The sequence below is a fragment of the Streptomyces africanus genome, assembly GCF_030816955.1.
Taxonomy (GTDB): domain Bacteria; phylum Actinomycetota; class Actinomycetes; order Streptomycetales; family Streptomycetaceae; genus Streptomyces; species Streptomyces africanus.
Map to the genome: position 1 here is coordinate 8,976,570 of NZ_JAUSYP010000001.1, position 23,112 is coordinate 8,999,681.

Genomic DNA, 23,112 nt, shown 5'->3' on the forward strand with positions numbered 1-23,112 from the left:
TCGACGAAGCGTCGTCGGTCCTCGATACCGAGTGGGGAGCTGGCACGGGTCATCGAACGCTGACTTCTTCGACGGTGCCCCGGGGCAGGGGCTCCGAGGCACCGTCGGTGCCGGTGAAGGCCCTCGGCAGGTGGCGCAGGGCGAAGGCGCCGAGTGCGGCGTGGAGAATGCCCGCGATGACGGCAGCGGCGTGCAGACCGGTGACGAAGGCTGACTTCGCATCGCCGATCACTGCGGCCGTGAGGCCGGGGACCTGCAATGTCTCGTTGAGGGTACCGGCGAGCTCGGGTCCCTGGAACCGGAAGATCAGGGCAGCCAGCGAGCCGAGGAGTGCGATGCCGAGGGCGTTGCCGATTTCGTTGCTGGTCTCGGCGATCGCTGCCGCGGACCCAGCGCGCTCTGCGGGAACCGCGGCGATGGCGGTGTCGGCGACGACGCTGAAGGAGATGCCGTAGCCGATGCCGGCGATGACGGTCGATGACACGTACCAGCCGATACCGCTGGAGATGCTGGTGGCCAGCAGCAGGAGCAGTCCTGCTGCGATGAAGAAGTGGCAGGTGATGAGTGCTGCCCGGCCGCCGATACGCGCGACCAGTGCCGGTGTGACGATGCAGGTGACGGTGAGCACGGCGGCGCCGGGGAGCGCGACGAGAGCCGCGTCCAGGACGGTCAGTCCGAGGACGGACTGGAGGTAGATGCCGCCGAGGTAGGCCACTGCCGACCATGCGGCCAGAGGCAGAAGCCCGGTGATGGCCGCGATCGTGAACACCCGGTCACGGAAGAGGCGGAAGTCGATCAGCGGGTGTTGCAAGTGGAGTTGCCGCCGGACGAACCACCACAGGGTGACGACGCCGACGATCCCTGCGACCATCGGGGCCACGGTCAGCCCCTCCGCCGCCGCGTGCTTGATCGCGTAGACGGTCAGCAGGATGCCCGCAGCGGAGAGCACAACGCTCAGAGCGTCGATGCGGCCGGTCCGGGTGGCACGTACCTCGCGGAGCAGGACCGGGGCCAGAATCAGGAACAGCACGACGACGGGAAGATTGATCAGGAAGACCGAACCCCACCAGAAGCTGTTCAGCAGTTGCCCGCCGACGACCGGGCCGATTGCGAAGCCGGCGGCAAAGGTGGCCGCGAAGATGCCGATCGCTTTCGCCCGCAGGCGTGGATCGGTGAACAGTTCGCTGAGTACCGCCAGCGCCGACGGCAGCAGCGTGGCACCAGCCACGCCCATCAGTGCCCGGAAGGCGATCAGCGGTTCCGGCCCGGGGGCGAACGCCGCTCCCGCAGAGGCCGCGCCGAATACCGCCGCGCCGGTCATCAGAAGCTTCAGCCGGCCGTACCGGTCGCCGATGGTCCCGAACGCGATGAGCAGGGACCCGACGGCGAATCCATAGACGTCCAGGATCCACAGCGCCTGATCGGCGGTCGGCGACAGCGCCTCGGTGACCTTGGGCATCGCCAGGAACAGGACCGAACTGTCCATCGCGACCAGCAGGACCGGGCCGAGTATCACCAGCAGACCGAGCCATGCCCGCGGACCGGGTGAGTGAGGAACATGCTGTTCATTCATGCTGGGGATGGTGCGGTGCGGTCCGCTCGGCAACCATCCCCGTGTCATGGGTACACCTCGCAGGGGCACCCCGAATCGGACCCTTCCGCCTACGCTCGAGGTCATGGAGCTGGAGAGCCTCGGGGCCTATCTCAAGAGCCGCCGCGGCCGGGTCACGCCCGCCGACGTCGGACTGCATACCTACGGAACCGCCCGCCGCGTGCCGGGACTGCGTCGCGAGGAGCTCGCCCAGCTCGCGGGCGTGAGCGCCGGCTACTACACGCGGCTGGAACAGGGGCAGGCCGGTACGGCCTCCCGACAGGTTCTCGACGCGCTCGCCAACGTGCTTCGGCTCGACCGGGCCGAGACAGCCCACCTGCACAACCTCGCCCGTCAGCCCACCCCTTCACGATTGGTCCGCCCCCGCCCGGAAAGGCCGCACCCACGAGTGCTGGCGCTCCTGGCCTCCCTGGGGGAGACCACGCCGGCCGTCGTGCTCGGCCGCCGTGGCGACGTGCTGGCCTGGAACCGCACCGGGTATGCCCTCGTCGCAGAACACGTCGACTTCGACGCGCCCCACGATCTCGCGCGACGGCCGTCCATCCCCCGGATGTTCTTTCTCGACTCCCTCACCCGCGACCTGCACCGAAACTGGGATGAACTGGCCCGTGTTCATGTCGCCTACCTGCGGCTCACCGCGGGCAGGTATCCCAACGACGCCCGGTTGGCCGAATTGATCGGCGAACTCGCCATGCGAAGCGGCGAGTTCGCCAAGTTGTGGGCCAAAGGCGACGTCGCGGACTGCACCGTGGGCACCATGCGCCTGCAACACCCGACCGTGGGAGGGATCGACGTCGACTACCAGGTATGGCTCCAGCCCGAGAGCCCCGACCACCGGCTTGAGGTCTACACACCCAACGACACCGCCTCGGCCGACGCACTACGACTGTTGTCCAACCAGGCTGCCGATCAGCAGGAACCCGAGGCCCCCCGGCATCTGGACAGGTGACTCTTGTCTGTCACCCCCGTGGCAACGGTGGGTGTACGCCCGGACGCGGCGTCAACCACATCTGCCCGAAGCACCTTAGCTGTACTCCACCCGTGGCGGCACCTCGGCATATACCTCCCGGTGCACCAGTCGGTCTTCCTCCATCTCGCGCAGGTGTTGAGTCAGCATCTTCTCGCTCACTCCGGGCAGACCGCGGCGGAGCTCAGCGAAGCGGCGTACGCCATGGGCTTCAAGTTCCCAGAGAGCCCGCATCTCGGCGCATCAGGGCCTCGAATGCCTCCTGCCAGCGGGCAGGATCTGCGCTGTGACCTGCGGTCACCGCGTGATCGTTTGTCTTCATGGGCGGTGTCGGGTGCCTGGGTGTCCATCTTGCTGGTACTGCAACGGTCAGCCTTGAGGCCCCAGCCCGGGTAGATCACCTACCACCGGGCCGGGACTTGGGTACCGGTCGGGTGCCCAGTTCGCATCAGTCCTCGTCGCGCGGTAACGACGGGGTGTCATGACACCGCGATCACCCTGATCCGACCGGACGCCCTCGCCTCCTCCATGGATCCGAACGCCTGTCTTCTTCAGCGGCGTCAGGAAACGGTGAACAGCTGGTGGTCGGCGCCGTCGAACGGGCGTTGCTCCAACTGATCGCCTTGGGCGTTGCCCGCGGTGAGGTAGAGACCGCTGTGGCGGTTGACGAGCCGGATGCGGCCGTTGCCCGCGTCTTCCGCCAGCCACTCGTCGTTGGTGTTCGCGTTGGCCTCGTACTGGTACTGGATGACCTTCGCGCCCGCGTCGCGGGATGCGTTCCGGATGACGACGTCCTTGCCACTGGCCTGGTTGACGATCCGCGTGTACCCGTCGCCGAGGGGCACGAACGCGAAGCGCTGGTTGATGCCGCCGTTGCTGGGCCAGCGAATGATCTCGGCGTTGTCCGAGACACTTCCACTCCTCACGTCGAGGACGTGGCTGCCGCCGGCGATGGCCACCGTGCGGTTTCCCGTCGGGACTACCGGGACCTTGGTCAGCCTGACCACGTGGCCGCCGTTGGCGAGCGCCGGGATGCTCAGTGTGTCACCGGCCTTGATGACCTTGCTGGTGCGGGTCAGGCCGCCGGAACCGTCGGTGGTGATCTCCGCGTGCCAGGTACCGGCGCCGAGGAACGTGGTCGGGTAGGAGATGGTGGCGCCGCCGCGCCTGAACGCTCCGACGAACCACCGGTCGCCGCTGCGACGAGCGATGACCCCTCCGGTGAGCGGGTCGCCCGAGACGTACTTCGTCTCGTCCCACAGGGGCGGCAGCAGACGCAGCCACCGCTGTGCCTCGGGCCGGGCCTGGTAGTCCGAAATGCGGCCGCCGGGCAGCATGATGCCGCTGTCCAGGAGCACGGTGAGGGCGAGTTCGGCGGCGTCGCTGTTCGGGTTGCTCTGCTGGAAGCTCATCGGCGAGTAGTCGGCCGGGCCGAGTAGGCCGCGAGTGAACGGGAGCGCGGCCACGTGCCCGATGTTCCGCCCACCGGGGTATTCCTCGCCCCGGACGGCCTCATTGGTCAGCACGTGCGGCTGCGTGGCGACCTGGCCGTCCAACCACGGCCACGCGGCGACACCCGGCTTGATCCACGAGGTGTCGGAGACCTTCGACGCAGGTGCGACGTCGTCGACCAGCGTGGACTCCACGATCGTCGCCGTGCTGCCGATGGTGGCCGTGCGCCATGGCGTGGTGAACGCGCCGGATCGCGCGATCTGCGCGTCGGCCAGCGTGACGGTGAACCGGCCGGTGCCCTGGGTGTGGGCGAACCGGCCACCCGAATGGCCTCCGTCCACACCGGACTCGGCGAGCAGCACCCGCGCGCCGTTGGTGTGCTGGGCGAACATGCCCATGTCGTAGGAACTCGTCGCCACGTCGGCGACCGGAGAGGTGACGTAACCCATCTCGTGATCGGGACTGAACACCTGCCGGGACAGCTGGGCGTCGGTCGGCAGTTCGAACGAGGTCGCCTCGCGCAGCACCGTCGCGCCCGACGGCATCTCGTAGCGCAGCGCCAACCCGTCCGCGGATGTGCGGACGTGCACGGTCATTCGCGCGGAGCCCTTGGCGAACACCAGTCTCGTCTCGGTCGCGGACCGCGCTCGGGCGGCGCCCGTCACGCCGCTGAAGGACCACTCATCATCGGAGTGCCCCCGCAGGTGTTCCAGGTGGACGACACGCTTGTTCCGGCACTGGTGCAGCTGACGGACGCCTATGACAGTGGGTCTTGGGCTTTCTGTCGTAGGCGTTCGTAGGGGGTCTGGCCGGCAAGAGCGCCGTGGGGGCGATGGTAGTTGTAGTAGTCCTCCCACTCCTGCAGTTTGTTGTTGACCTTCTACGACCGTGCCCTGCAGAACGTGTCCGGCGACGTCTGGCAGAACCCGGGCACCTGGCACCCTCAGCTCGTGGTGGTCAACCTCCGCACACCGGCGACAGCGGGGTCCGCTACTGGTTCCTCGACGACTCGGGCCTGGACTTCCTCGGCTGCGACTGGCACTGCTCGGCCCACGACGACCGGCTCATCGCCGACCGGCTCACCTCGTTCATCGCGGGTCTGCCGACAGGCTGGTGACGGGAGCACCCTGGAGCACAAGAGATCCCACTGCGGGAAATCCGACTCTCCGGGACCGGCGCGGCCCTGTCGACCAGGCCGTGCGGCGAATGGAGGTGGGCGGCCGTCCATACGGGCGATTCTCCGCACGCGGGTTTGTAAAGCACATATGACGAAACTATTGACGGGAACATGACCCACTTTTATCTTCTGATCCAATCATTTTTCGGCATCACGAACTCCATTCGAAATTACGAACACGGGGGTCTTGCACGCTTCGCCCGTGCGCAGCAATCAACGCGCGGAGCCGTCCCACGCCCGAGAGGTACCACCCGACCGCGGACATGTGACCCCACGCACCAACGACCAAGCAGTCGTTCTCCCGTCACCGAAAGGGTGCAAGATGTCTTCCTCCGTCAGCAGACGGCGCCTCCTGCAACTAGCCGGGGCCACCGTCGCCGCCTCTGCCACGGGATCCCTCATCGGCAGTTCTCCCGCCCACGGGGCCATCCCTCCCGCAAGGGCCGACATCGGGGTCTCCGCGCACCCCTTCGAACTCGGCCAGGTCCGGCTCACCGCAAGCCGGTGGCTGGACAACCAGGACCGTACGCGGAACTACCTGCGGTTCGTCGATGTCGACCGGCTGCTGTACAACTTCCGCGCCAACCACCGGTTGTCCACCAACGGCGCGGCTGCCAACGGCGGCTGGGACGCGCCGACGTTCCCTTTCCGCACCCACGTCCAAGGGCACTTCCTCACGGCATGGGCGCAGCTGTACGCCGTGACCGGGGACACCACCTGCCAGGAGAAGGCAAACTACATGGTTGCGGAGTTGGCCAAATGCCAGGCCAACAACAGCGCCGCCGGTTTCAGCGCCGGGTACCTCTCCGGCTACCCCGAGTCCGACTTCACCGCTCTCGAACAACGGAACCTGACCAACGGCAACGTGCCGTACTACACCATCCACAAGACCCTCGTCGGCCTGTTGGACGTATGGCGCCACATCGGCAACACACAAGCCCGCGACGTGCTGCTCGCGCTGGCGGGTTGGGTCGACTGGCGCACCGGACGACTGAGCAACCAGCAGATGCAGGCCATGCTGCAAACCGAGTTCGGCGGCATGAACGCTGTGCTGACCGATCTCTACCAGCAGACAGGCGACGCGCGGTGGCTGACCGTTGCCCGGCGGTTCGACCACGCCGCGGTGTTCGACCCCCTGGCGTCCAAACAGGACCAACTCAGCGGACTGCACGCCAACACCCAGGTACCCAAGTGGATCGGGGCCGCCCGGGAGTACAAGGCCACCGGCACCACTCGCTACCGGGACATCGCCACCAACGCTTGGAACATCTGCGTCGGCACGCACACCTATGCCATAGGTGGCAACAGCCAGGCGGAGCATTTCCGCGCCCCGAACGCCATCGCCGCGTATCTGAACCAGGACACGTGCGAGAGCTGCAACACCTTCAACATGCTCACCCTCACCCGGGAACTGTTCGCGCTGGACCCGAACCGGGTCGCCCTGTTCGACTACTACGAGCGGGCGTGGCTGAACCAGATGATCGGCCAGCAGAACCCGGCCGACAACCACGGCCACGTCACCTACTTCACCCCGCTCAACCCGGGAGGCCGACGCGGTGTGGGCCCGGCGTGGGGCGGCGGCACCTGGAGCACCGACTACGGCACCTTCTGGTGCTGCCAGGGCACGGGCCTGGAAATGCACACCAGGCTGATGGACTCCATCTACTTCCGCAGTGACAACACGCTGATCGTGAACCTGTTCGTGCCCTCGGTGCTCAACTGGTCAGAGCGCGGAATCACGGTCACCCAGACCACGTCGTACCCCGTCAGCGACACCACCACCCTGCAAGTCACCGGCAACGTCAGCGGAACCTGGGCGATGCGCATCCGTATCCCGAGCTGGACCACCGGGGCCACCGTCAGCGTCAACGGCACGGCGCAGAACATCACCACCACGCCCGGCAGTTACGCCACCTTGACCCGCTCCTGGACCTCCGGTGACACGATCACCGTCCGCCTGCCCATGCGGATCGTCATGCGAGCGGCCAACGACAACGCGAACGTCGCCGCGATCACCTACGGCCCGGTGGTCCTGTCCGGCAACTACGGCAACTCCTCGCTCAACTCCCTCCCGACGCTGAACACGTCTTCGATCAGACGAACCAGCAGCAGTTCGCTCGCCTTCACCGCCACCGCCAATGGCTCCACCGTCAACCTGGGCCCGTTCCACGACGCGCATGGCCACAACTACACCGTCTACTGGAACACCAGCGGCACCGGCACCGTCCGTCTAGCCAACGTGGGCAGCGGTCTCGTGCTGGGCATCCTGGACATGTCCACGGCCGACGGTGGCCGCGCTCTGCAGTGGAACGACTCGGGCACCGCCGACCACGACTGGCAAATGATCACCGACGGGGACGCGGTCCGCTTCCGCAATGCCCACAGTGGCAAGGTGCTCGGTGTCCAGGACATGTCCACGGCAGACAACGCGACCGTCCTGCAGTGGTCGGACAACGGCACCGCCGACCACCGTTGGACGCTGCTCGCCCAGGGAGACGGGTCCTACAAGATCCGCAACGTGCACAGCGGCAAGTTGCTCGCCATCGCGAACCACTCCACCGCTGTCGGCGCGTTCGCAGTCCAGGACTCGGACAATGGCACTGCCGACAACCGGTGGCGCATCTTGGGGAACTAGGTTCTGTCTCTTTGGTCAGCGTCGGGTCCAGATGAGGATGCCGGCGAGGTGGAGTGCGGCTTGGTAGGCGATCGCGAGCTTGTCGGTTCGTGTGGCCAGGCCGCGTCATTGCTTGAGGCGGTTGATGCACCGCTCGACGGTGTTGCGCTGCTTGCACGCCTCCCTGTCGAAGCCGGGTGGACGGCCACCGAGTCGGCCTCGCCGCAGACGATGGCCGACTTGGTCGGACGGCTGCGGATGGCGCGCGAGGAATAGGCGCGGTCGGCCAAAACGGCCAGGGGCTGGGTCCGGGGCCTGCCCGGACCCGTGCGGGGCACGCGGATGCGGGACATCACTGTCTCGAAGGCGGGTGCATCACCGGCCTGGCCTGCGGTGACGGTAAAGGCGAGGGGCCGTGCGTGGCCGTCTGCGGCCAGGTGGACCTTTGTGCTCAGCCCGCCGCGGGAGCGTCCGAGCGCGTGATCGGCGGGCTCGCCGGAGTGGGCCGCCCCTTTTTGAGTGCTCCAGCAGCGTGCTGGTGGGCCCGGACGACCGTGGAGTCCACCGACACCGTCCAGTCGATGTCGATGTCGATGTCGGCGTCGGCTGCGGCCAGGACGGCGGTGAGGATCATCTCCCAGGTGCCGTCGACTCCGTGACGGAGAACCTCCGCAGGCAGATGGCAGACCTGACGGGCTTCAACGACATGGTCCGCCAGGCCCTGCAGCCCCTGGGCGCGACCTACCGGCCGCCCCAGTGGCACGGCGTCTCGGCCTCCTTCGGCGACATCATCACCAGGCTCAACTTGCGTGATGTCACGCCAAGAGGTCCACCACCCAGCGGTCCAGGACGCCCGCGGCTTCGCCCTCGACGTCGTCCATGCCCTACGAGCCGGCCACACCAGCGCAGCTGAGGCGCTGGCCGCCAACCTGCTCGACTCCATCCTTCAGCGCCACTTCGACAAGGCCGCCCGCATCCAGCTCACCAAGAACGACTTCAAGACCAAGGGCATCAAGTTCAACCTGGACGACTGCAAGTTCAAGGTCGCCTGCACCTTCGCCCCGGTCTGGTACGCGCACGCCAAGTATTTTCCGCGGAACGGCGACCCATCCCGCGCACCTTCGGCCGCCACCCCAGCGCACACGGTGTCTCCCGAACGCAGTCCTCGCGGATCAACGCGGTGTCCGCCCTCATGCTGGTCACCTCGGTGATCTAGTTCTTCGACACGGAACTGCCCGGCCGGCGGTAACAGCATGAGACCCCGGGCTGCCATGACAGGTCGGGGTCCTTCCGTGCACTGGTGTGTCCAGCCAGGGGCGAGTTCACCGGCGCGCAGCGTCTTGCGCTGCTGGTGCACCCACCGCCCCAGGCGGAAGTCCTTGGTGACGCCGACCTCGACCTCGGTGTCGTAGGGGATGGCGTACAGGCCGGTGATCTCGTTCTCGGCCCGCCAGCGGATGAGGGCCTGGTAGGCCCTCCAGCCAGACGAGGCTGTCCGGCTGGTAGACGCGGGTGCGCAGGAACGCTGCGATCGTGGCCGCGTCCTTCGGAGTGGAGAAGTGGAGCAGGGCGGATTCGGCGGCGGCTGCACCGGCAGGCGGCTGAGGCCGGAGATCAAACGGCCGGCCGTCCCGCAACTCGCGGACGGCGGGCTCGTGGTGGTGCTGGGCGGGGATCGCCGTCGTGTCGGCGGGCTACACGGCGATCGCCGTGCCTCCACCCGGCTGACAGCCACCGCCGGCCGGGTGCGTGACTTCGTGTCCTGCGCCTGTCCGGCGCGACACCCCGCCAGGTGCTGGTGGCCCTCGCGGCCGAAACGTGCTGCGTCGTCGCCCTGGGCGCGACCCTGGGCCTGGCCGTGGCCACACCGGCCCTGTTCGGCACGGTCCACGGCCTGCGCGAACAGCTCGGCCTGCCGGTGGTGTTGTCGGTGGCTTGGCCCTGGGGCACCGGCGCGGTGGCCGCCTGCCTGCTCGGCCACCGTCCTCCCGGCCCGCACCGCCCTGCGGCGTATGCGGCGGGTGTGACCGACCCGGTCCTCACTTGCCGTAGTACGCGTTGTGCTCCGCGATCGTGGCCCTGTTGCCCTTCCTGTCGATGATCTTGGCCCGGAGGGAGATGCCCTTGCCCTTCGCGGGGCTCTTCACGGTGATCCTTCCGTTCCGGACCTCGGCCTTCTTCCAGGTCCTGCCGTCGTCGTACGACACGTACACCGACAGCGACTTGAGGTTCCGCCCCCTCGCCGCACCCTCGACGGTGACGGGGTAGGTGAGGGTCCGGCCGGCCTCGACCCGGCTGTCCAGGCCCGTCTTCGGCGCGAAGCGCACCGTGGAGACTGGCAGTTCGGTCGGCAGCCCGGTGGACGGCGCCTTTGAGTGGAACGTCCAGCTCGCGTCGACCCGGGTGGAGGCGGCCTGGACCCGGGCGCTTCGCCTGGCCGACGTGGTCAGGGTGTACTCGGCCTCGCCGGCCGGGACCCTGAACGTCTTCGCGCCGGTCAGTGGGTCGGCGTTCGAGGCGACCTTCCGGCCGTCGCGGTACAGCGTCGTGCGCACCGAGGTGAGGCTGGAGACCGCTTCGTTCCGCTGGCCGTCGGCGAAGAGCGGAAGCTGGCCGTAGATCCCGTCGGGGCCGTGGAAGACACCGGACAGCCCAGGGACCACCCGCGGCGCGAACACCGCCGTGTCGAACGTCTTCCGGTAGGTCTTGCCACCGGTGAGCTTCTGGTAGTCACCGGTGGTGGACTCGGCCTCCACGATCGGCGCACCGTCCGCGTCCTTCTTCCCCGAGAACTGCTGGAAGTCGAAGTACCATCTGGCGCCGTCCCCCGTGGACAGGTAGTACGTCCGGGTGGTGGGCAGCTTCTGGGGCAGCGGGGTGTGGATGCCGTTGATGAGAGGCAGGGTGCCGGCAAGGGCGAGCACACCGGTCTTTCCCGGGGCCGAGGCGCCCAGACCGGCCTTCACGGTGGCGAACTCGCTTGCCCTGTAATGGTGGACGTGCGTCCCGGTGATCTTCTTCACCTCGCCGCCGTCGAGGGTGTTGTACTCGGCGCCCTTGCCCTTGGTCCACTGCCCGGACCAGGTCTGCGCCAGGTTGGCCGGCATCTCGGGGCCGACGTGCGCGACACGGATGCCGGAGAAGGTGGGCATCACGACGTAGTTCGCCACCTGCGTGGCCTTGTGCTCGTAGAACACCATGGCCTGGAGCGGCTTGGCCTTCTTGTCCGGCACGGTGATGTCGGCCGACCGGGTCTTGTTCAGGTCGAGCGTGACCGTCCGGTCCTTGTCGACGCTCAGCACGGGCCGGACCAGCCAGTCGACGCCGCCCTCGGTCGAGTTGGGGTCCTTCACGCCGAGCGAGTCGAGGATGTACCGGCCCTTGGGGACGCGGAGGGTGACCGTGTCGCCGGTGGACATGTCCGAGAACCCGGAGGCGTTCCGCTCGTCCCGGAACAGGGTGGTGAGGTGGACCGGGTGCTGTCCGGGGCGGTTGATGTACTTCAGCGTGACGTTGTACGCCTCTTCCTCCCGGTCGACTCCCAGCGCCGTGCGGACGGTCTGGCCGTCACCCTTGGCCGTCACATAGGCCGAGTAGCCGCCGAAGAGGCCGCCGCCGAGCCTGGTGTCGACGGTGACGTCCACGGACGCCGTGCCGCCGGCGGGGACGGTGACGGTCTTCGCGCCCAGGGTGTAGAAGCCGTGCGGGGCCGCCTCGCCCCGGGGGTTGAAGGCCTCGGTCGACAGGGCCAGCGTGATGTCCTTCGTACCGGCGTTGCGGTACGTCAGCTTCCTGGTGACCGGGGTGTCGTCGTTGTGCGGCCACCGCTGGACCGGGAAGCTCACCGAGGTCGTCTCGGCGAACACGCTCTGGCCGATCGCCTTGTCGATCTGGACGCGGCCCGAGCCCTGCGCGTAGGGGGTGTAGTCGCTGCCCTTGGTGGAGCCCACGAGTGCGGCCTTCAGCTCGCGGAACGTCCAGTCGGGATGCTGCTGCTTGAGGAGGGCGGCGGCGCCCGCCACATGCGGGGTCGCCATCGACGTACCCGAGATCGTCAGGTAGCCGGGCGGGTTCTCGCCGACCTCCTTGGCGATGGCGCTGCCCTTGGCGGCGGCCGCGGTGATGTCCACGCCGGGCGCGGTCACGTCCGGCTTGAGGGCGCCGTCGGCGGTCGGACCCATGCTGGAGAAGTCCGCGACCTCGTCGTGGCCGTCGACGGCGCCGACGGTGAGCGCGTCGGCGGCGCTGCCCGGGGAGTCGACGGTCTTGAAGCCCTGCTCGCCCTCGTTGCCGGCGGCGATGGCGAAGAGGACGCCCTTGGTCTGCGAAAGCCTGTTGACCGTGGCCTCCATCGGGTCGACACCCGGGGTGTCTCGGCCGCCCAGGCTGAGGTTGACGACGTCGGCGCCCTGGTCGGCGGCCCACTCCATGCCCGCGATGATGCCGGCGTCGTCGCCCTGTCCCTTGTCGTCGAGGACCTTGCCGATGAGGAGCTTCGCTCCAGGTGCGACGCCCTTGTATTTACCGCCGGACCTGGCGCCGGTTCCGGCGATGGTGGACGCGACGTGCGTGCCGTGGCCCTGCCGGTCCGCGGTGGTGGCGGCCGAGCTGAAGTTCTTGGTGGCGAGCACCTGGCCCTTGAGGTCGGGATGGCCGCTGTCGAGGCCGCTGTCCAGGACGGCGACCTTGACGCCCTTGCCGTCGTAGCCCTTGGCCCAGGCCGTGGGCGCGCCGATCTGCGGCGCCGACTTGTCGAGGCTGGCCTTGCGGACGCCGTCGAGCCAGACATGGGAGATGCCCGGGGCGAGGGTGTCACCGTTCGTGAGGGCGTCCCACAACTTCGGCGTCTGCGTGGTGGGCGCCCGAAGGGCGTCCATGCCCAGGGACTTGAAGGTCCGGTGGACCATGCCCGTGTCCCGGACCGCGGCCTTGAGAGAGCGTGCGGTGCCCTTGTAGCCGACGATGACCTTCAGGCCGCCCTGCTGGTTCCTGCGGTTGGCCGCCTTGTTGAGCTCGGTGATGTCGAACAGCCGCTGGTCGAGCTTGCCGCTCGCGATCATCCGGGCGGCGTCCGTCGGGATGACGAGGGTGTGGCCGCCGGCCTTCCGTATCTGCACGGGGACCCGCTCGCGACCCTTGGCCCGCTCCATGCCGGCGACATCGCCCTTGGCGTCGACGAGGACACGGTCACCGGTGACGAGGGTGATGCGGTGCGTGCCGGCGGACTCCTTGGTCTTGGCGGCGGCCGCCGCGGTACCGGCCTGCACGGGCGTGGCTTGTGCGGTGCCGATCGGTCCCGTGGCGAGGACCGCCGCCACCGTCGCGGCGGCCGTGCCCACGCATGCTGCTTTCACTTTTCTGCGCAAAGTTCCCCCAGGGCTGGAATGCCGGGTGGCAATGATCGGAGCCACGGTAGGAATCCGGACGCACGGCTGTTCGTCGGCTGTGCGGCGACGACGTATCGATGTCGATGACGCATCGATGGGCGGCTGTTACATGTGCAGGTCAGACCACTGCCGCCCCTGCACGACCGACGGCGGCCGGTCGTACCATGGCCCTCGGCTTGTGCAGCAGTGATCTCCCCATGACCCGGCAGCCCGGCGGAAGGAGCAGGGATGCGGCTTCGCCGACTCGTGCCGTGCGCCGTGCTGGCCACGTGCCTGACGGGCTGCGGCGGGGTGGACGGCGGCGTGCGGGTCGAGGGCCGGGCGGCGACGACGATCCCCTGGACGGGGCCGGTGTACATGACGGACTGGCTCGGCCGGGCCCGGCAGCACCCCAAGGAGGTCTACGCGACCGGGCGCGTCTCCCTGACCCAGCTGACGTGGCGGGACTGGGGCTCGCCCCGGGCGCGGGCCACCGGGGTCGCCACGGACGACACCTGCCTGTCCGGCTGCCCCGACGGCAACCCGCCGAGCTACCGGGTCGATGTCGTCCTCAGCGGTCTGTCAGGCGCGGGAACGTGGCGTTCTACAGCCATGCGACGCTTACCCCCGTACATCCCCCCGCGCCGTTCTGGATGCAAGGCAGGGACAGTACGGACCTGGACGTACCGGATGCCTGAGAACGGCACGGGAGAGGACCGTCGGAGAGGGAACGCGATGCACGCTGGTCAGGATGTGCTGCTGGTCGAGGACGACGAGTTGATCCGGGAGGCCACGCGGCTCACGCTGGAGGAGCGCGGCTACCGCGTCCGCACCGCGGCCGACGGCCTGACCGGGCTCGCGCTCTTCCGGGAACGCCATCCGGACGTGGCCGTCCTCGACATCATGCTGCCGGGCCTCAACGGGGTGAGCCTGGCCGGACGCATCCGCGAGGAGTCGGGGGTGCCCGTGCTGCTGATCTCGGCCCGCAACGACCCGGTGGACGTGGTGATGGGCCTGGAGGCGGGCGCCGACGACTACGTCACCAAGCCCTTCGACGGCCCGGTCCTCGTGGCCCGCATCCGCTCTCTGCTGCGCCGTGCGTCACCCGCCGGGGAGCCGGGTCGGAGCCCGCGCCTGCGCTTCGGGGACCTGGAGTTCTGCCCGGCGTCCCTGGCCGCGCGCCGGGACGGAAAGCCGCTCGCGCTGACCACGACCGAGCTGAAGCTGCTGAGTGAGTTCGCCGCCGCGCCGGGGACCGTGCTCTCCCGGGACCTGCTCCTGGAGCGGGTCTGGGACTACGCCTGGTCCGGTGACACCCGGGTGGTGGACGTCCATGTGCAGCGCCTGCGCTCCAAGGTCGGCCGGGAGCGGATCGAGACGGTGCGCGGCTTCGGCTACAAGCTGCGCCCATGAGACGGCCCGCGTTGAACGTGGGAGCGAAGGTCGCCCTGGCCGTCGCCGCCGCGGCCATGTGCGTGGCGGGGGCGATCGGGGTGCTGGTGCACCGGACCACCGCCGCCGACCAACTGGCCACCGCCCGCTCCGGCCTGGACCAGGAGTTGCTGAGCGCCGCCGGCGACCACGCCGACGGACGCAGGTCGGACGCCAGGCTCGACCCCCCTGGTCTGCCCGGCCCGGTGGCGAGGGCCGTGCGCGACGACGTCCGGGTGACCTACCTGCAGGAGGGCGGTGAGCATCCGGTGCTGTGGGCGGCGACCCGGGTCTCGGACCGGAAGGTGCTCGCGATCCGCCGTTCGTACGCCCACGAGGAGGAGGACCTGGCCCGGCTCGACCGGACGCTGCTCGCCACGGGCGCGGCCGTCACCGTCCTGGTATCCCTGGCCGGACTCCTGCTGGGGGTGCGGATGGGACGGCGGGCCACGGCCGCCGCGCGTACGGCGGAACGCATCGCCGACGGCGACCTCGACGCCCGGGTCCGCCCCCACGGCCATGACGAGATCGCCCGGCTCGCCGCCTCCGTCAACACCATGGCGGACGCGCTCGGCGCCCGTCTGGAGGCCGAGCGCCGGGTGACCGCCGACATCGCACACGAACTGCGCACGCCGGTTGCCGGCATGTCGACAGCGGTCGGCCTGCTGCCGCCCGGCCGGGCGTCCGACCTGGTGGCGGGCAGCGTACAGAAGCTGCGCGGGCTGGTGGAGGACGTGCTGGAAGTCGCCCGCCTGGACTCCCAGGTGGCGGTGGTGGAGACCGAGGAGCGCGAGGTGAGCGCGATGACCCGGCGTGCGGTCGCCGGGCTCGACGGCGTGCGCGTGAAAGTCGTGGCGGACGCGGTCGTGGCCACCGACCCGCGCCGTGTCGAGAGGGTCCTGGCCAACCTGGCCGCCAACGCCCTGCGGCACGGTGCCCCACCCGTGGAGGTGGAGGTCGACGGCCCCGTGGTCCGGGTCTGCGACCACGGCCCCGGTTTCCCGCCCGATCTGCTCGCGGTGCTGCACACCTCCGGCCCCCAGCGCTTCCGCACGGGCTCCCGGACCGGCGGCACCGGCCTCGGCCTGACCATCGCCACCGGCCAGGCCCGCCTGCTCGGCGCCCGCCTGACCTTCCGCAACCGCCCGGAGGGGGGCGCGGAGACGGAGCTGCGCCTGCCGACGGGATGATCCGCCAGGGGCGGGGCGGGCGGCAGGCTGCACCCCCGCTCCATCGGTGCCTTCGCCGCAGGTTGCGAGGCGTCCCAGATACAGTCGGCTGACCACAGCAAGTGCCGCTTGTGGACGGTTTTCCACGGGCCGAAGCGCTCGGGAAGTTCCCGCCACTGCACCCCGGTGCTGAGCCGGTGAATGATTCCGTTGATCACCTGCCGGTGGTCCCGCCACCGGCCGCACCGGTTGTTGCTCACCGGAGCAGCGGCTCCAACACTGCCCACTCGTCGTCAGTCAGATCCCCCCTGCTGAGCATGATCAGAACAACGAGCTACCTGATCGAAGAGACACGTGCATAGCACCGTAGGGCGGTGCACTTCAGCGTCCGACGCCGGTGGCGACGGACTCGATGACTCCGTGCCAGGCCCTGCTATACCCCTCACGGAGGGGCCCGCCGGCGAGATCGAGGATCTCCGAGGCGGCCTCGATGAGGCGGGCCGGGTCCCTGGTGTCGCACAGGTGGAGGTGCCCGCCGAGCAGGGCAGCTCCACGTTCGGGGTCTGCCTCCAGCAGGCGCCGCGGTAGCCACTTTCCGCTGCCCGTCCACGCCCGGTGGTGGTCGCACAGCAGGTCGGCGGCAGCGTTGAGGACGAATCCGGCCACGACAAGGCGCTCGACGGGGTCGGTCGCGTCGCCCAGGTCGTCCAGGGCGTCGGTCAACCCGTAGCGCTTGGTCTCCACCGTTTCCCGGTCCAGTGCGGGCGGGCCCTTGCGGAGGTCGGCGTCTGCAAGGGCTCGGGCACGTTCGACCTCCCCTTCCACGTCGATCAGGGTGAGGCCGGTGGCGTACATGCTCTGCAGGACCGCACGGCGCGTGGCGACATCCGCGGCGAAGAGGTCGCTCAGGCCGGCGCGGGTGTGGATGAAGAGCTCCACGACACGTCCCTCGAAACGCAGGGTCTCCCGGCGTGTTTCGCCACCGCTGCCGATGAGGATTGCGATGTCGAGGTCGCTGCTGGCGGTCGCCTGCCCGGCGGCAACCGAGCCCGCCAGTACCGCGCCGCGCGCGTCGGGAAAACGGTCGTGCACGATGCGTCGTGCTTGGTCGATCGAATCGTGAGCCATGCGCGTCACAGTTCCATAGATCACGGTCAGCAGCGACGAGAATTTATACATGTATCTAGTTGGATATCACTCAATGTCCGGAAAGGGTGCGAAGAACCATCGCGGTAAACGGATGCGGCGAGCGCCGGGATCCGCTCGACGGCGTCGATATCGAGTTCGGCAGGCTCGCGCTGGCTGATGAGAGTCCTGAGGGCCTCCTCCAGAGCCACTTGAGCGAGGCAGGCACCCAGGCAGACTCCCAGCTGCTGGGCGGTATCTGGATCCTTCAGACCTTCCCGGCCCTGGTCGGTGGCCTCTTCACCCGCTGGTTCCACCGCTCAGCCCTGCTCGCCGGCTGGGCGGTCGGCATGATCTACGGCACCCTCGCCGCCTAAGGCGTCGCCTCCCCGACCCAGCAGCACTTCGGCGGCTCGGCCAAGGAGATCCCGGGCATCGGCCAGATCGGCTACATCGGCCTGACCGCGTTCGTGATCAACGTTCTGGCCACGGTGGTCTTCTCCTTCGTACTGAAGGCGGCGAAGGCCCCCGAGGGCATCGACGTCACATCGCCTGGGGACTACACGGCGGATGCGCCAGAAGCGGAAGCGAAGGCGGCTCCCACCTTGCGTCCGGGCACTTCACCCGCACCCAACCCCAGTGGAGAGCCAGATCCAACCTCTGTCTATGCCGCCGCCCGGACTCCGATCGAGTCCAGGGCGGCGGTCACCGTCTTGCGCAGTGACGCAGCGTCAGCACCGGCACGGGAGCGCAGGTTGACGCCATAGGCGAGCAGCGCCAGCAGATCCGCGGAAGCGCCCGGGTCGGCGCCGGAGGGCAGCTGGCCCTGGTGCTCGGCGGTGACGAGGGCGGAATACATTGCCTCGCGCAGCTCCTGGTGGTGCTGGTCCAGGACGGCGCGTACCTCCGGGTCGCTGTTCTCGGCCCCGGCGTGCGCGTTGGAGACCATGCAGCCCCAGCGAGCGTACTCGCCCGAGCAGCGGGCCTCGATCAGGCCGCCGAAGAATTCGGAGATGGCGGGCAGTCCCCGCTCGTCCTCGGCCAGACGCCGGAACATCGGCTGGGATCGCTGCTCCAGGTAGCGGCGCAGCGCGGCAAGGTAGAGCTCCTGCTTGCCGCCGAACGTGGCGTAGAGGCTGGAGCGGTTGAGCCCGGTCGCGGTCACCACGTCCTGGATCCCGGTCGAGGCCACGCCCTGCCGCCAGAACAGCCGCACCACGGTCTCCAGGGTGGCATCGGGGTCGAAGTGCTTGATGTCCGGCATGTTTCACCCACCATCCTGAAATGAGGATTCCAAGATACTCCCAGTTCAGCACGCCGCAAAGGTGCCGACAGGTACAGAGCGGGACAGGCACCCCCTCAGCGCCAAGGCGTCCAGCTTCGTCCACGATCGATCCCCAGGGGCCCGCGCGCCGCGACCATGCCCCCATGAATCGCATGCCAGCCCTCTGGGCGGCCGCATACGGGTCACAGACCCCCCGCCTCCGCCGCTACCTCGCCCGTCGCGCGGTCCATCTCGCCGCGTTCATCAAAGCGCTCGCCCTGGCCGACCATCGCCCCTTCATGAGCCTCTGACTCATCGGCACTTCCGCATGGCTGGCGCGGGACCACGCATACCCGTATCTTGGAACGGTCATTTCAAGATTGTTTGGCCCCGCTCCAGTCGCCGACCAGGAGGAACGAGCACCATGACCAGCCTCAACGCCGAACTGCGCACCTTCTACGAAGCCCGCCAGCAGCAGATCCCCGCCGAGATCCGACAGATCATGCAGCGGGCCAGCCAGGAACTCGCCGACTCCGGCCAGGCCGACCGCGCACTGCCCGTCGGCGCGCAGGCGCCGCGCTTCAACCTTCCCTCCGCGACCGGGCAGACCTTGGCCCTGGACGACCTGCTCAACGACGGCCCGGTCGTGCTGACCTTCTACCGCGGCGCCTGGTGTCCGTACTGCAATATCGCTCTGCGCTCCCTCCAGCAGCACCACGAGGCGATTACCGCCCGCGGCGCCCGCCTGGTGGCCGTTTCACCGCAGATCCCCGACGAGTCCCTCACCCTCACCGAAAAGCACGACCTCGCCTTCGACGTCCTCAGCGACATCGGCTCCGACACCGCCAAACAGTACGGCCTTGCCTTCGACCTCCCCGACGACCTCGCCGCCGTCTACGACAAGCTCGGCTTCGACCTCCAGCGCGTCAATGACGGCCACCCGCGCACCCTCCCGCTGCCCGCCACCTACGTCATCGACCGCATCGGCGCGATCCGCTGGGCCTTCGTCGACACCGACTACACCACCCGCGCCGAACCGGCCGACATCATCGCCACCCTCGACGCCCTGCACTGACCGCCCTCGCGCCTGCTGGCGCGGCCGGAGCGAGAGCACTTCGTTGCCCGATGAGGCATGCAAGGACAGTCGGCCGGAGCGGTCCGGACGCCGCCCATGTCAGCCACTCGCGAACGGTGTCCGGGTCGCTGGTCGATGGGCACAGCGCCCATGGCGCCGTCAGCCGTCGCGCGGCGAACAGCGACTCCAGTGCGGCCCGGCGCCGCCGCCTGGCGCGACCAGTTCGGCCCGCTTCCCCGCGCGGAAGTCCTCACGCACAGTGTCGTCCTGTGGCTGCTCGCTGACCTGCTTGACGTCTGCGCCAAACGCCCTGGCACCGCCAACGAGATCATGCAGGCAACCTTCGAGTCCCTCGCCAACGATCCCGGCACACGCGCGCAACACCCCCGCGTCGGCGGGGAGGACTCGCCCTCCTGGGTCTCGGGGAGGACTTCACTCGGATGGCTTTATCAGGCAGTAGTGACGTCGCTTGTCGATGAGTTTGGGAGGCACTGGGTCTCTTGCCCGGGCAGCGTCGGGATGCTCATGGTGAAACGTACTGGTCATGCGGCAAACGGGCACTGCCGTCATCCGCTGGTCGCACCACTTCGTCGGCCGTCAGACGGAGCCGTATCAAGCCCTCAGAGCGATGCTCGGAGCCCCCGTGACTGGGATCTTCAGTACTGAACGGGCCGAACAGCAGTTCACCGAAGCCGAGGATCGCCAATGCAGCAGCTCCTGCACGCCAAAGAACCCACTACCGTCCGTCCTGGACGATTACGCGTCGCATGGCGGGCGGCTCACGAGCCCGTTGCCGGAGTGTCACGACGGATTCGACTCGTGGCGTACGCCGTGCCGTTGACAGTCCTTCCTTCCAGTATCTGGCGGCTCCCGGCCGCGTTCAGTGACGGTCTCGGACTCGGCGAACGGACCTACATCGTCTTCCTCTCGGTTCTGTCCGAAGTCTTCGCGTTTACTGCGATCGGATTGATCGCCCGCTGGGGTGAGGTGTTCCCGCGCTGGATCCCGATCCTTCGCGGCCGCCGGGTTCCGAGAAGGGCAGCCGTCCTCCCGGCCACCATCGGAGCCGCGAGCCTCACCCTCCTGTTCACCCTTTTGTTCATCGCCTCCGAGATCAGGGGTACCACGATCCGAGGTGGCGACCTGCCGGCCGACTCCCCCGGCCAAGCAGGCGGCTGGGAAGCTGCCTGGTTCTATTTCTGCTATGCGCCGCTGACCCTGTGGGGGCCGCTACTGGGCGTGCTGACCGTCGCGTACTGGAAACGCCGTTCCGCGGCCGAGAGGACACCTGCGGCGGCGTGCTCCCAAAGATGAACGAAGCCACTCGGAACACCCCCGCGTCGGCGGGGAGGACGGCAACGGCAACCCCAGCTGGGACTGCTCGGGCGGGACACCCCCGTAGCGCTGTCCCGTAACTGCTGGTCACGGATGAGATGAGACGTCCCCCGAGCGGTTGGAGCGGTCCAGCCTCGATTCACGCCAGCCCCGTGACTTGCAACTTCACGACCGCTTGGTGGTTGTTCTTGCGGTCGCCGAGCAGCAGTAACCAGATCCGCCGCGTGCGTCATGGCGCTCGGCAGCAACTCCCGCACCGCCACACTCCACGCGCCGACGGGCAGCGGTGGCGTCCGCGCCCGCGCATCTGTGAGCGCCGTCCAGCCAAGCGCCCGGCTGGGTTGCTATGTAGAAGCGCATCAGGGGTAGATCTTTGCATGTACAAGCAGGTACTTTGGTGGTGTGAGTGCAGCTGCGACGCCTGAAGAGACACCTCGGCCCGCCGACGACGCGCAAGACGACCGCTGGTGCATGGCCGTACGGCTCCTGGGTCGCGTGGAAAAGCATCTGGACGAGACACTCCAGCGTCGGCACGGTCTGCCACTTTCCGAGTACCGGGCCCTGTGCGCACTTGCCCGGCCCGACAGCGGTGCGGCACTGCGGATGGGGGAGCTGGCAGGTCGGATCGGCCTCAAAGACAGCACGGTCACCCGTCTGGTGGCGCGCTTGGAGGCCCAGGAACTGGCCGAGCGGGCTTCCGCTGCCGGTGACGGACGTGCCGTGGCCGCGACCATCACGTCAGCCGGACGGCGACGCTACGTGGAGGCGACACCCACATATCGGGCGGCTCTCGGGGACGCCCTGGAGAGTGCTCTGACAAATGTGTACCTCGCCGATCTCGCCGCCTGGGTGCGTACGGGCGAGTCCGCGGTGAGCGGTGCTACGGCCCAGGGGCTGCCCGCCAGGGCATAGACCAGCCTCATCCACTCCCTTGGGGGAACCAACAGTGTCTGAATTGACCGGTTTCGTTGTCGTGTCCCTGGTCATCATCATGGTGCCCGGCCCGGATCTGGCCCTGTTGCTGGCCAATACGGCCCGCTCGGGGCGGCGTGCGGGCATCGCCACCGCGGCGGGAATCATGCTGGGGAACGCGGTGCTGGCGGCCGCCGCGGTAGCCGGTCTGACGGCGCTACTGACTGCCTCGGAACTCGGCTATGTGGCCCTGCGCATCGCGGGGGCCGTATATCTCATCTACCTCGGCGTACAGGCCTTGGCCGACTTCGTCCGCCTGCGCCGAAACGGTGTCTCGGATGCCGGGGCGCACCGCCATGCTCCTGCCGGAGCGCGCGGCGCACGTGTCTCCTTCCAGCAGGGGCTGGTCAGCAACCTTCTGAACCCGAAGGTGGCGGCCTTCTACCTGTCACTCTTCCCCCAGTTCACCTTGCCGGGCCTGGCTCCCGCCGCGGAGCACACCGTGCTCGCCGGGCTGTTCTGGTTCCTCGCTCTGCTCTGGTACGTGCTGGTGCTCCTGCTCCTCGCCCGCATCGAAGCCCTGCTGCGCCGCCCCGGTTTCCGACTGGGCATCGCCGGGGTGTCGGGCGTGGGACTGCTCGGCCTGGGCACCGCGCTGGCCCTGCGGGACTGACTCCCTGACGAGCCTGTGCCACCAACCTCGCGAAAGGAACGTGCGTGACCACTGCTGCCGAAGGAACCTTTGTGACCGCTGCTGCCGACCATTACGACCGCCTGCTCGCTGAGCACTACACCTGGATGCTCGGTGGGGACATCGAGACGGTGGCAGCGGCACAGGCCGAACTCCTCCATGGGCTGGGACTGACTGCCGGCCCGGAAGAGCAAGCCGCTGCCGTCGACCTCGGCTGCGGCCCCGGTCCGCAGACCCTGGCCCTCGCCCGCCTCGGCTTCGCATCGGTGACGGCGATCGACTCAAGTGCCCTACTTCTCGACGAACTCATGGAGCATGCCAGGCGCTCCGGGGTCGGGCAGACAGTCCATCCCGTCCGCGAGGACATCCGCGGTGTTCTGCCCCGCCTCACCGCTGCGGGCTCGGTCGCGGCCGTCGTGTGCATGGGTGACACCTTGCCGCACCTGCCTGCTCGGGCGGACGTGCAGCAGTTGATCGCGGACGTCACCAAGAGCCTGCGCCCGGGCGGGAGTTTCGTCGCCAGCTACCGCGACCTGACACGCGAACTCCACGGCCCGGACCGTTTCATCCCCGTCCGCAGCACCGCCGACCGGATCCTCACCTGCTTCCTCGAATACCTCGACCAGGACACGGTCCTGGTCCACGACCTGCTGCACACCCGCCATGACGGCGCCTGGCACCTGAAGACCAGCAGCTACCCCAAACTCCGACTGTCTCCTCAGTGGTTGACCGACCAGTGCCGCATGGCCGGCCTCGACATCCGCCACGACGAAACGGGCCCCCGCGGCCTGCGGGTCCTGCACGCCGTCAAGTCCTGACTGGCTCGGGGGTTCGCCGCATCCGGGAAGAGGTCCTGCTATGGACCAACTTCCTGGAGCAGACGCTCACATACAGTGCTGCCGCGAGGGTGTCCAGGTTGTTC

At 68.6% G+C, this 23,112-nt stretch carries 16 protein-coding genes and 6 pseudogenes; 12 read left to right on the top strand and 10 right to left on the bottom strand.

The features are described 5' to 3' along the window. Window positions 1–49 precede the first annotated feature (49 nt). Complete coding sequence (locus tag QF034_RS40860) at window positions 50–1,573, bottom strand: MFS transporter (RefSeq protein WP_307179692.1); 1,524 nt, start codon at window positions 1,571–1,573, stop codon at window positions 50–52. Between the two features lie 103 nt (window positions 1,574–1,676). Here QF034_RS40860 and QF034_RS40865 point away from each other — a divergent pair, with 103 nt between their 5' ends. Continuing rightward, complete coding sequence (locus QF034_RS40865) at window positions 1,677–2,561, top strand: helix-turn-helix transcriptional regulator (RefSeq protein WP_307179693.1); 885 nt, start codon at window positions 1,677–1,679, stop codon at window positions 2,559–2,561. A 78-nt stretch (window positions 2,562–2,639) separates the two neighbouring features. Here QF034_RS40865 and QF034_RS40870 read toward each other — a convergent pair. The 3 genes and pseudogenes from QF034_RS40870 to QF034_RS40880 form a co-directional block, all read right to left on the bottom strand. Further along, a pseudogene (locus tag QF034_RS40870) lies at window positions 2,640–2,804 on the bottom strand (winged helix-turn-helix transcriptional regulator); the annotation flags it as partial. A 335-nt stretch (window positions 2,805–3,139) separates the two neighbouring features. Continuing rightward, a complete protein-coding gene (locus QF034_RS40875; RefSeq protein WP_307180101.1) occupies window positions 3,140–4,792 on the bottom strand; it encodes a glycoside hydrolase family 97 N-terminal domain-containing protein in 1,653 nt (550 codons plus the stop codon). After that, window positions 4,789–4,905: pseudogene (locus QF034_RS40880) on the bottom strand (integrase core domain-containing protein); the annotation flags it as partial. The gene QF034_RS40875 and the pseudogene QF034_RS40880, both read right to left, overlap by 4 nt. Before the next feature lie 625 nt (window positions 4,906–5,530). Between QF034_RS40880 and QF034_RS40885 the strand changes: the two are divergent. Then, window positions 5,531–7,843 carry a beta-L-arabinofuranosidase domain-containing protein gene (locus QF034_RS40885; RefSeq protein ID WP_307179694.1) on the top strand — a complete coding sequence of 771 codons (2,313 nt, stop codon included), beginning with the start codon at window positions 5,531–5,533 and terminating at the stop codon, window positions 7,841–7,843. Between the two features lie 15 nt (window positions 7,844–7,858). Here QF034_RS40885 and QF034_RS40890 read toward each other — a convergent pair. Beyond that, window positions 7,859–8,531 (bottom strand): annotated as a pseudogene (locus QF034_RS40890) (IS5 family transposase); the annotation flags it as partial. A 103-nt stretch (window positions 8,532–8,634) separates the two neighbouring features. Here QF034_RS40890 and QF034_RS40895 point away from each other — a divergent pair. Further along, complete coding sequence (locus QF034_RS40895; protein WP_307180126.1) at window positions 8,635–9,033, top strand: hypothetical protein; 399 nt, start codon at window positions 8,635–8,637, stop codon at window positions 9,031–9,033. A gap of 107 nt (window positions 9,034–9,140) precedes the next feature. On the opposite strand, the pseudogene QF034_RS40900 reads toward QF034_RS40895, so the two are convergent. Continuing rightward, window positions 9,141–9,408, bottom strand: a pseudogene (locus tag QF034_RS40900) (helicase associated domain-containing protein); the annotation flags it as partial. A gap of 453 nt (window positions 9,409–9,861) precedes the next feature. Then, window positions 9,862–13,161 (bottom strand): S8 family peptidase, encoded by a 3,300-nt coding sequence (locus tag QF034_RS40905; protein ID WP_370880923.1) that lies wholly within the window; start codon window positions 13,159–13,161, stop codon window positions 9,862–9,864. Window positions 13,162–13,923: 762 nt separating this feature from the next. Between QF034_RS40905 and cseB the strand changes: the two genes are divergently transcribed. Together cseB and QF034_RS40915 are read left to right on the top strand one after the other, a co-directional pair. Then, window positions 13,924–14,601: a two-component system response regulator CseB gene (cseB, locus tag QF034_RS40910; RefSeq protein ID WP_307180103.1), complete on the top strand. Its 678-nt coding sequence runs from the start codon at window positions 13,924–13,926 to the stop codon at window positions 14,599–14,601. Continuing rightward, window positions 14,598–15,809, top strand: coding sequence for an ATP-binding protein (locus QF034_RS40915; protein ID WP_307179695.1), 1,212 nt, complete (start codon window positions 14,598–14,600; stop codon window positions 15,807–15,809). Before cseB ends, QF034_RS40915 begins: the two co-directional genes overlap by 4 nt. 80 nt (window positions 15,810–15,889) lie before the next feature. Here the strand turns inward: QF034_RS40915 and QF034_RS41695 are convergent. Further along, window positions 15,890–16,075, bottom strand: a pseudogene (locus QF034_RS41695) (transposase); the annotation flags it as partial. Between the two features lie 94 nt (window positions 16,076–16,169). Continuing rightward, a complete protein-coding gene (locus tag QF034_RS40920) occupies window positions 16,170–16,916 on the bottom strand; it encodes a nucleotidyltransferase domain-containing protein (RefSeq protein WP_307179696.1) in 747 nt (248 codons plus the stop codon). A 239-nt stretch (window positions 16,917–17,155) separates the two neighbouring features. On the opposite strand from QF034_RS40920, the pseudogene QF034_RS40925 reads away from it, so the two are divergent. Then, window positions 17,156–17,680: pseudogene (locus tag QF034_RS40925) on the top strand (hypothetical protein); the annotation flags it as partial. On the opposite strand, the gene QF034_RS40930 reads toward QF034_RS40925, so the two are convergent. Further along, window positions 17,578–18,177: a TetR/AcrR family transcriptional regulator gene (locus tag QF034_RS40930; RefSeq protein ID WP_307179697.1), complete on the bottom strand. Its 600-nt coding sequence runs from the start codon at window positions 18,175–18,177 to the stop codon at window positions 17,578–17,580. The pseudogene QF034_RS40925 and the gene QF034_RS40930 overlap by 103 nt on opposite strands. A gap of 164 nt (window positions 18,178–18,341) precedes the next feature. On the opposite strand from QF034_RS40930, the gene QF034_RS40935 reads away from it, so the two are divergent. The 6 genes from QF034_RS40935 to QF034_RS40965 all read left to right on the top strand — a co-directional run bounded on the left by QF034_RS40935 (window position 18,342) and on the right by QF034_RS40965 (window position 23,008). After that, the gene (locus QF034_RS40935) at window positions 18,342–18,488 is read left to right on the top strand and encodes a hypothetical protein (protein ID WP_307179698.1); all 147 of its coding nucleotides are present in this window, start codon (window positions 18,342–18,344) and stop codon (window positions 18,486–18,488) included. A gap of 113 nt (window positions 18,489–18,601) precedes the next feature. After that, window positions 18,602–19,252, top strand: a complete 651-nt coding sequence (locus QF034_RS40940) for a peroxiredoxin-like family protein (protein WP_307179699.1) — start codon at window positions 18,602–18,604, stop codon at window positions 19,250–19,252. 705 nt (window positions 19,253–19,957) lie between these two features. After that, complete coding sequence (locus QF034_RS40950) at window positions 19,958–20,566, top strand: hypothetical protein (protein ID WP_307179700.1); 609 nt, start codon at window positions 19,958–19,960, stop codon at window positions 20,564–20,566. Window positions 20,567–21,082: 516 nt separating this feature from the next. Further along, complete coding sequence (locus QF034_RS40955) at window positions 21,083–21,499, top strand: MarR family winged helix-turn-helix transcriptional regulator (protein ID WP_307179701.1); 417 nt, start codon at window positions 21,083–21,085, stop codon at window positions 21,497–21,499. A 43-nt stretch (window positions 21,500–21,542) separates the two neighbouring features. Beyond that, window positions 21,543–22,172, top strand: a complete 630-nt coding sequence (locus QF034_RS40960) for a LysE family translocator (protein WP_307179702.1) — start codon at window positions 21,543–21,545, stop codon at window positions 22,170–22,172. Between the two features lie 71 nt (window positions 22,173–22,243). Beyond that, a complete protein-coding gene (locus tag QF034_RS40965) occupies window positions 22,244–23,008 on the top strand; it encodes a class I SAM-dependent methyltransferase (RefSeq protein WP_307179703.1) in 765 nt (254 codons plus the stop codon). Window positions 23,009–23,112: the final 104 nt, after the last annotated feature.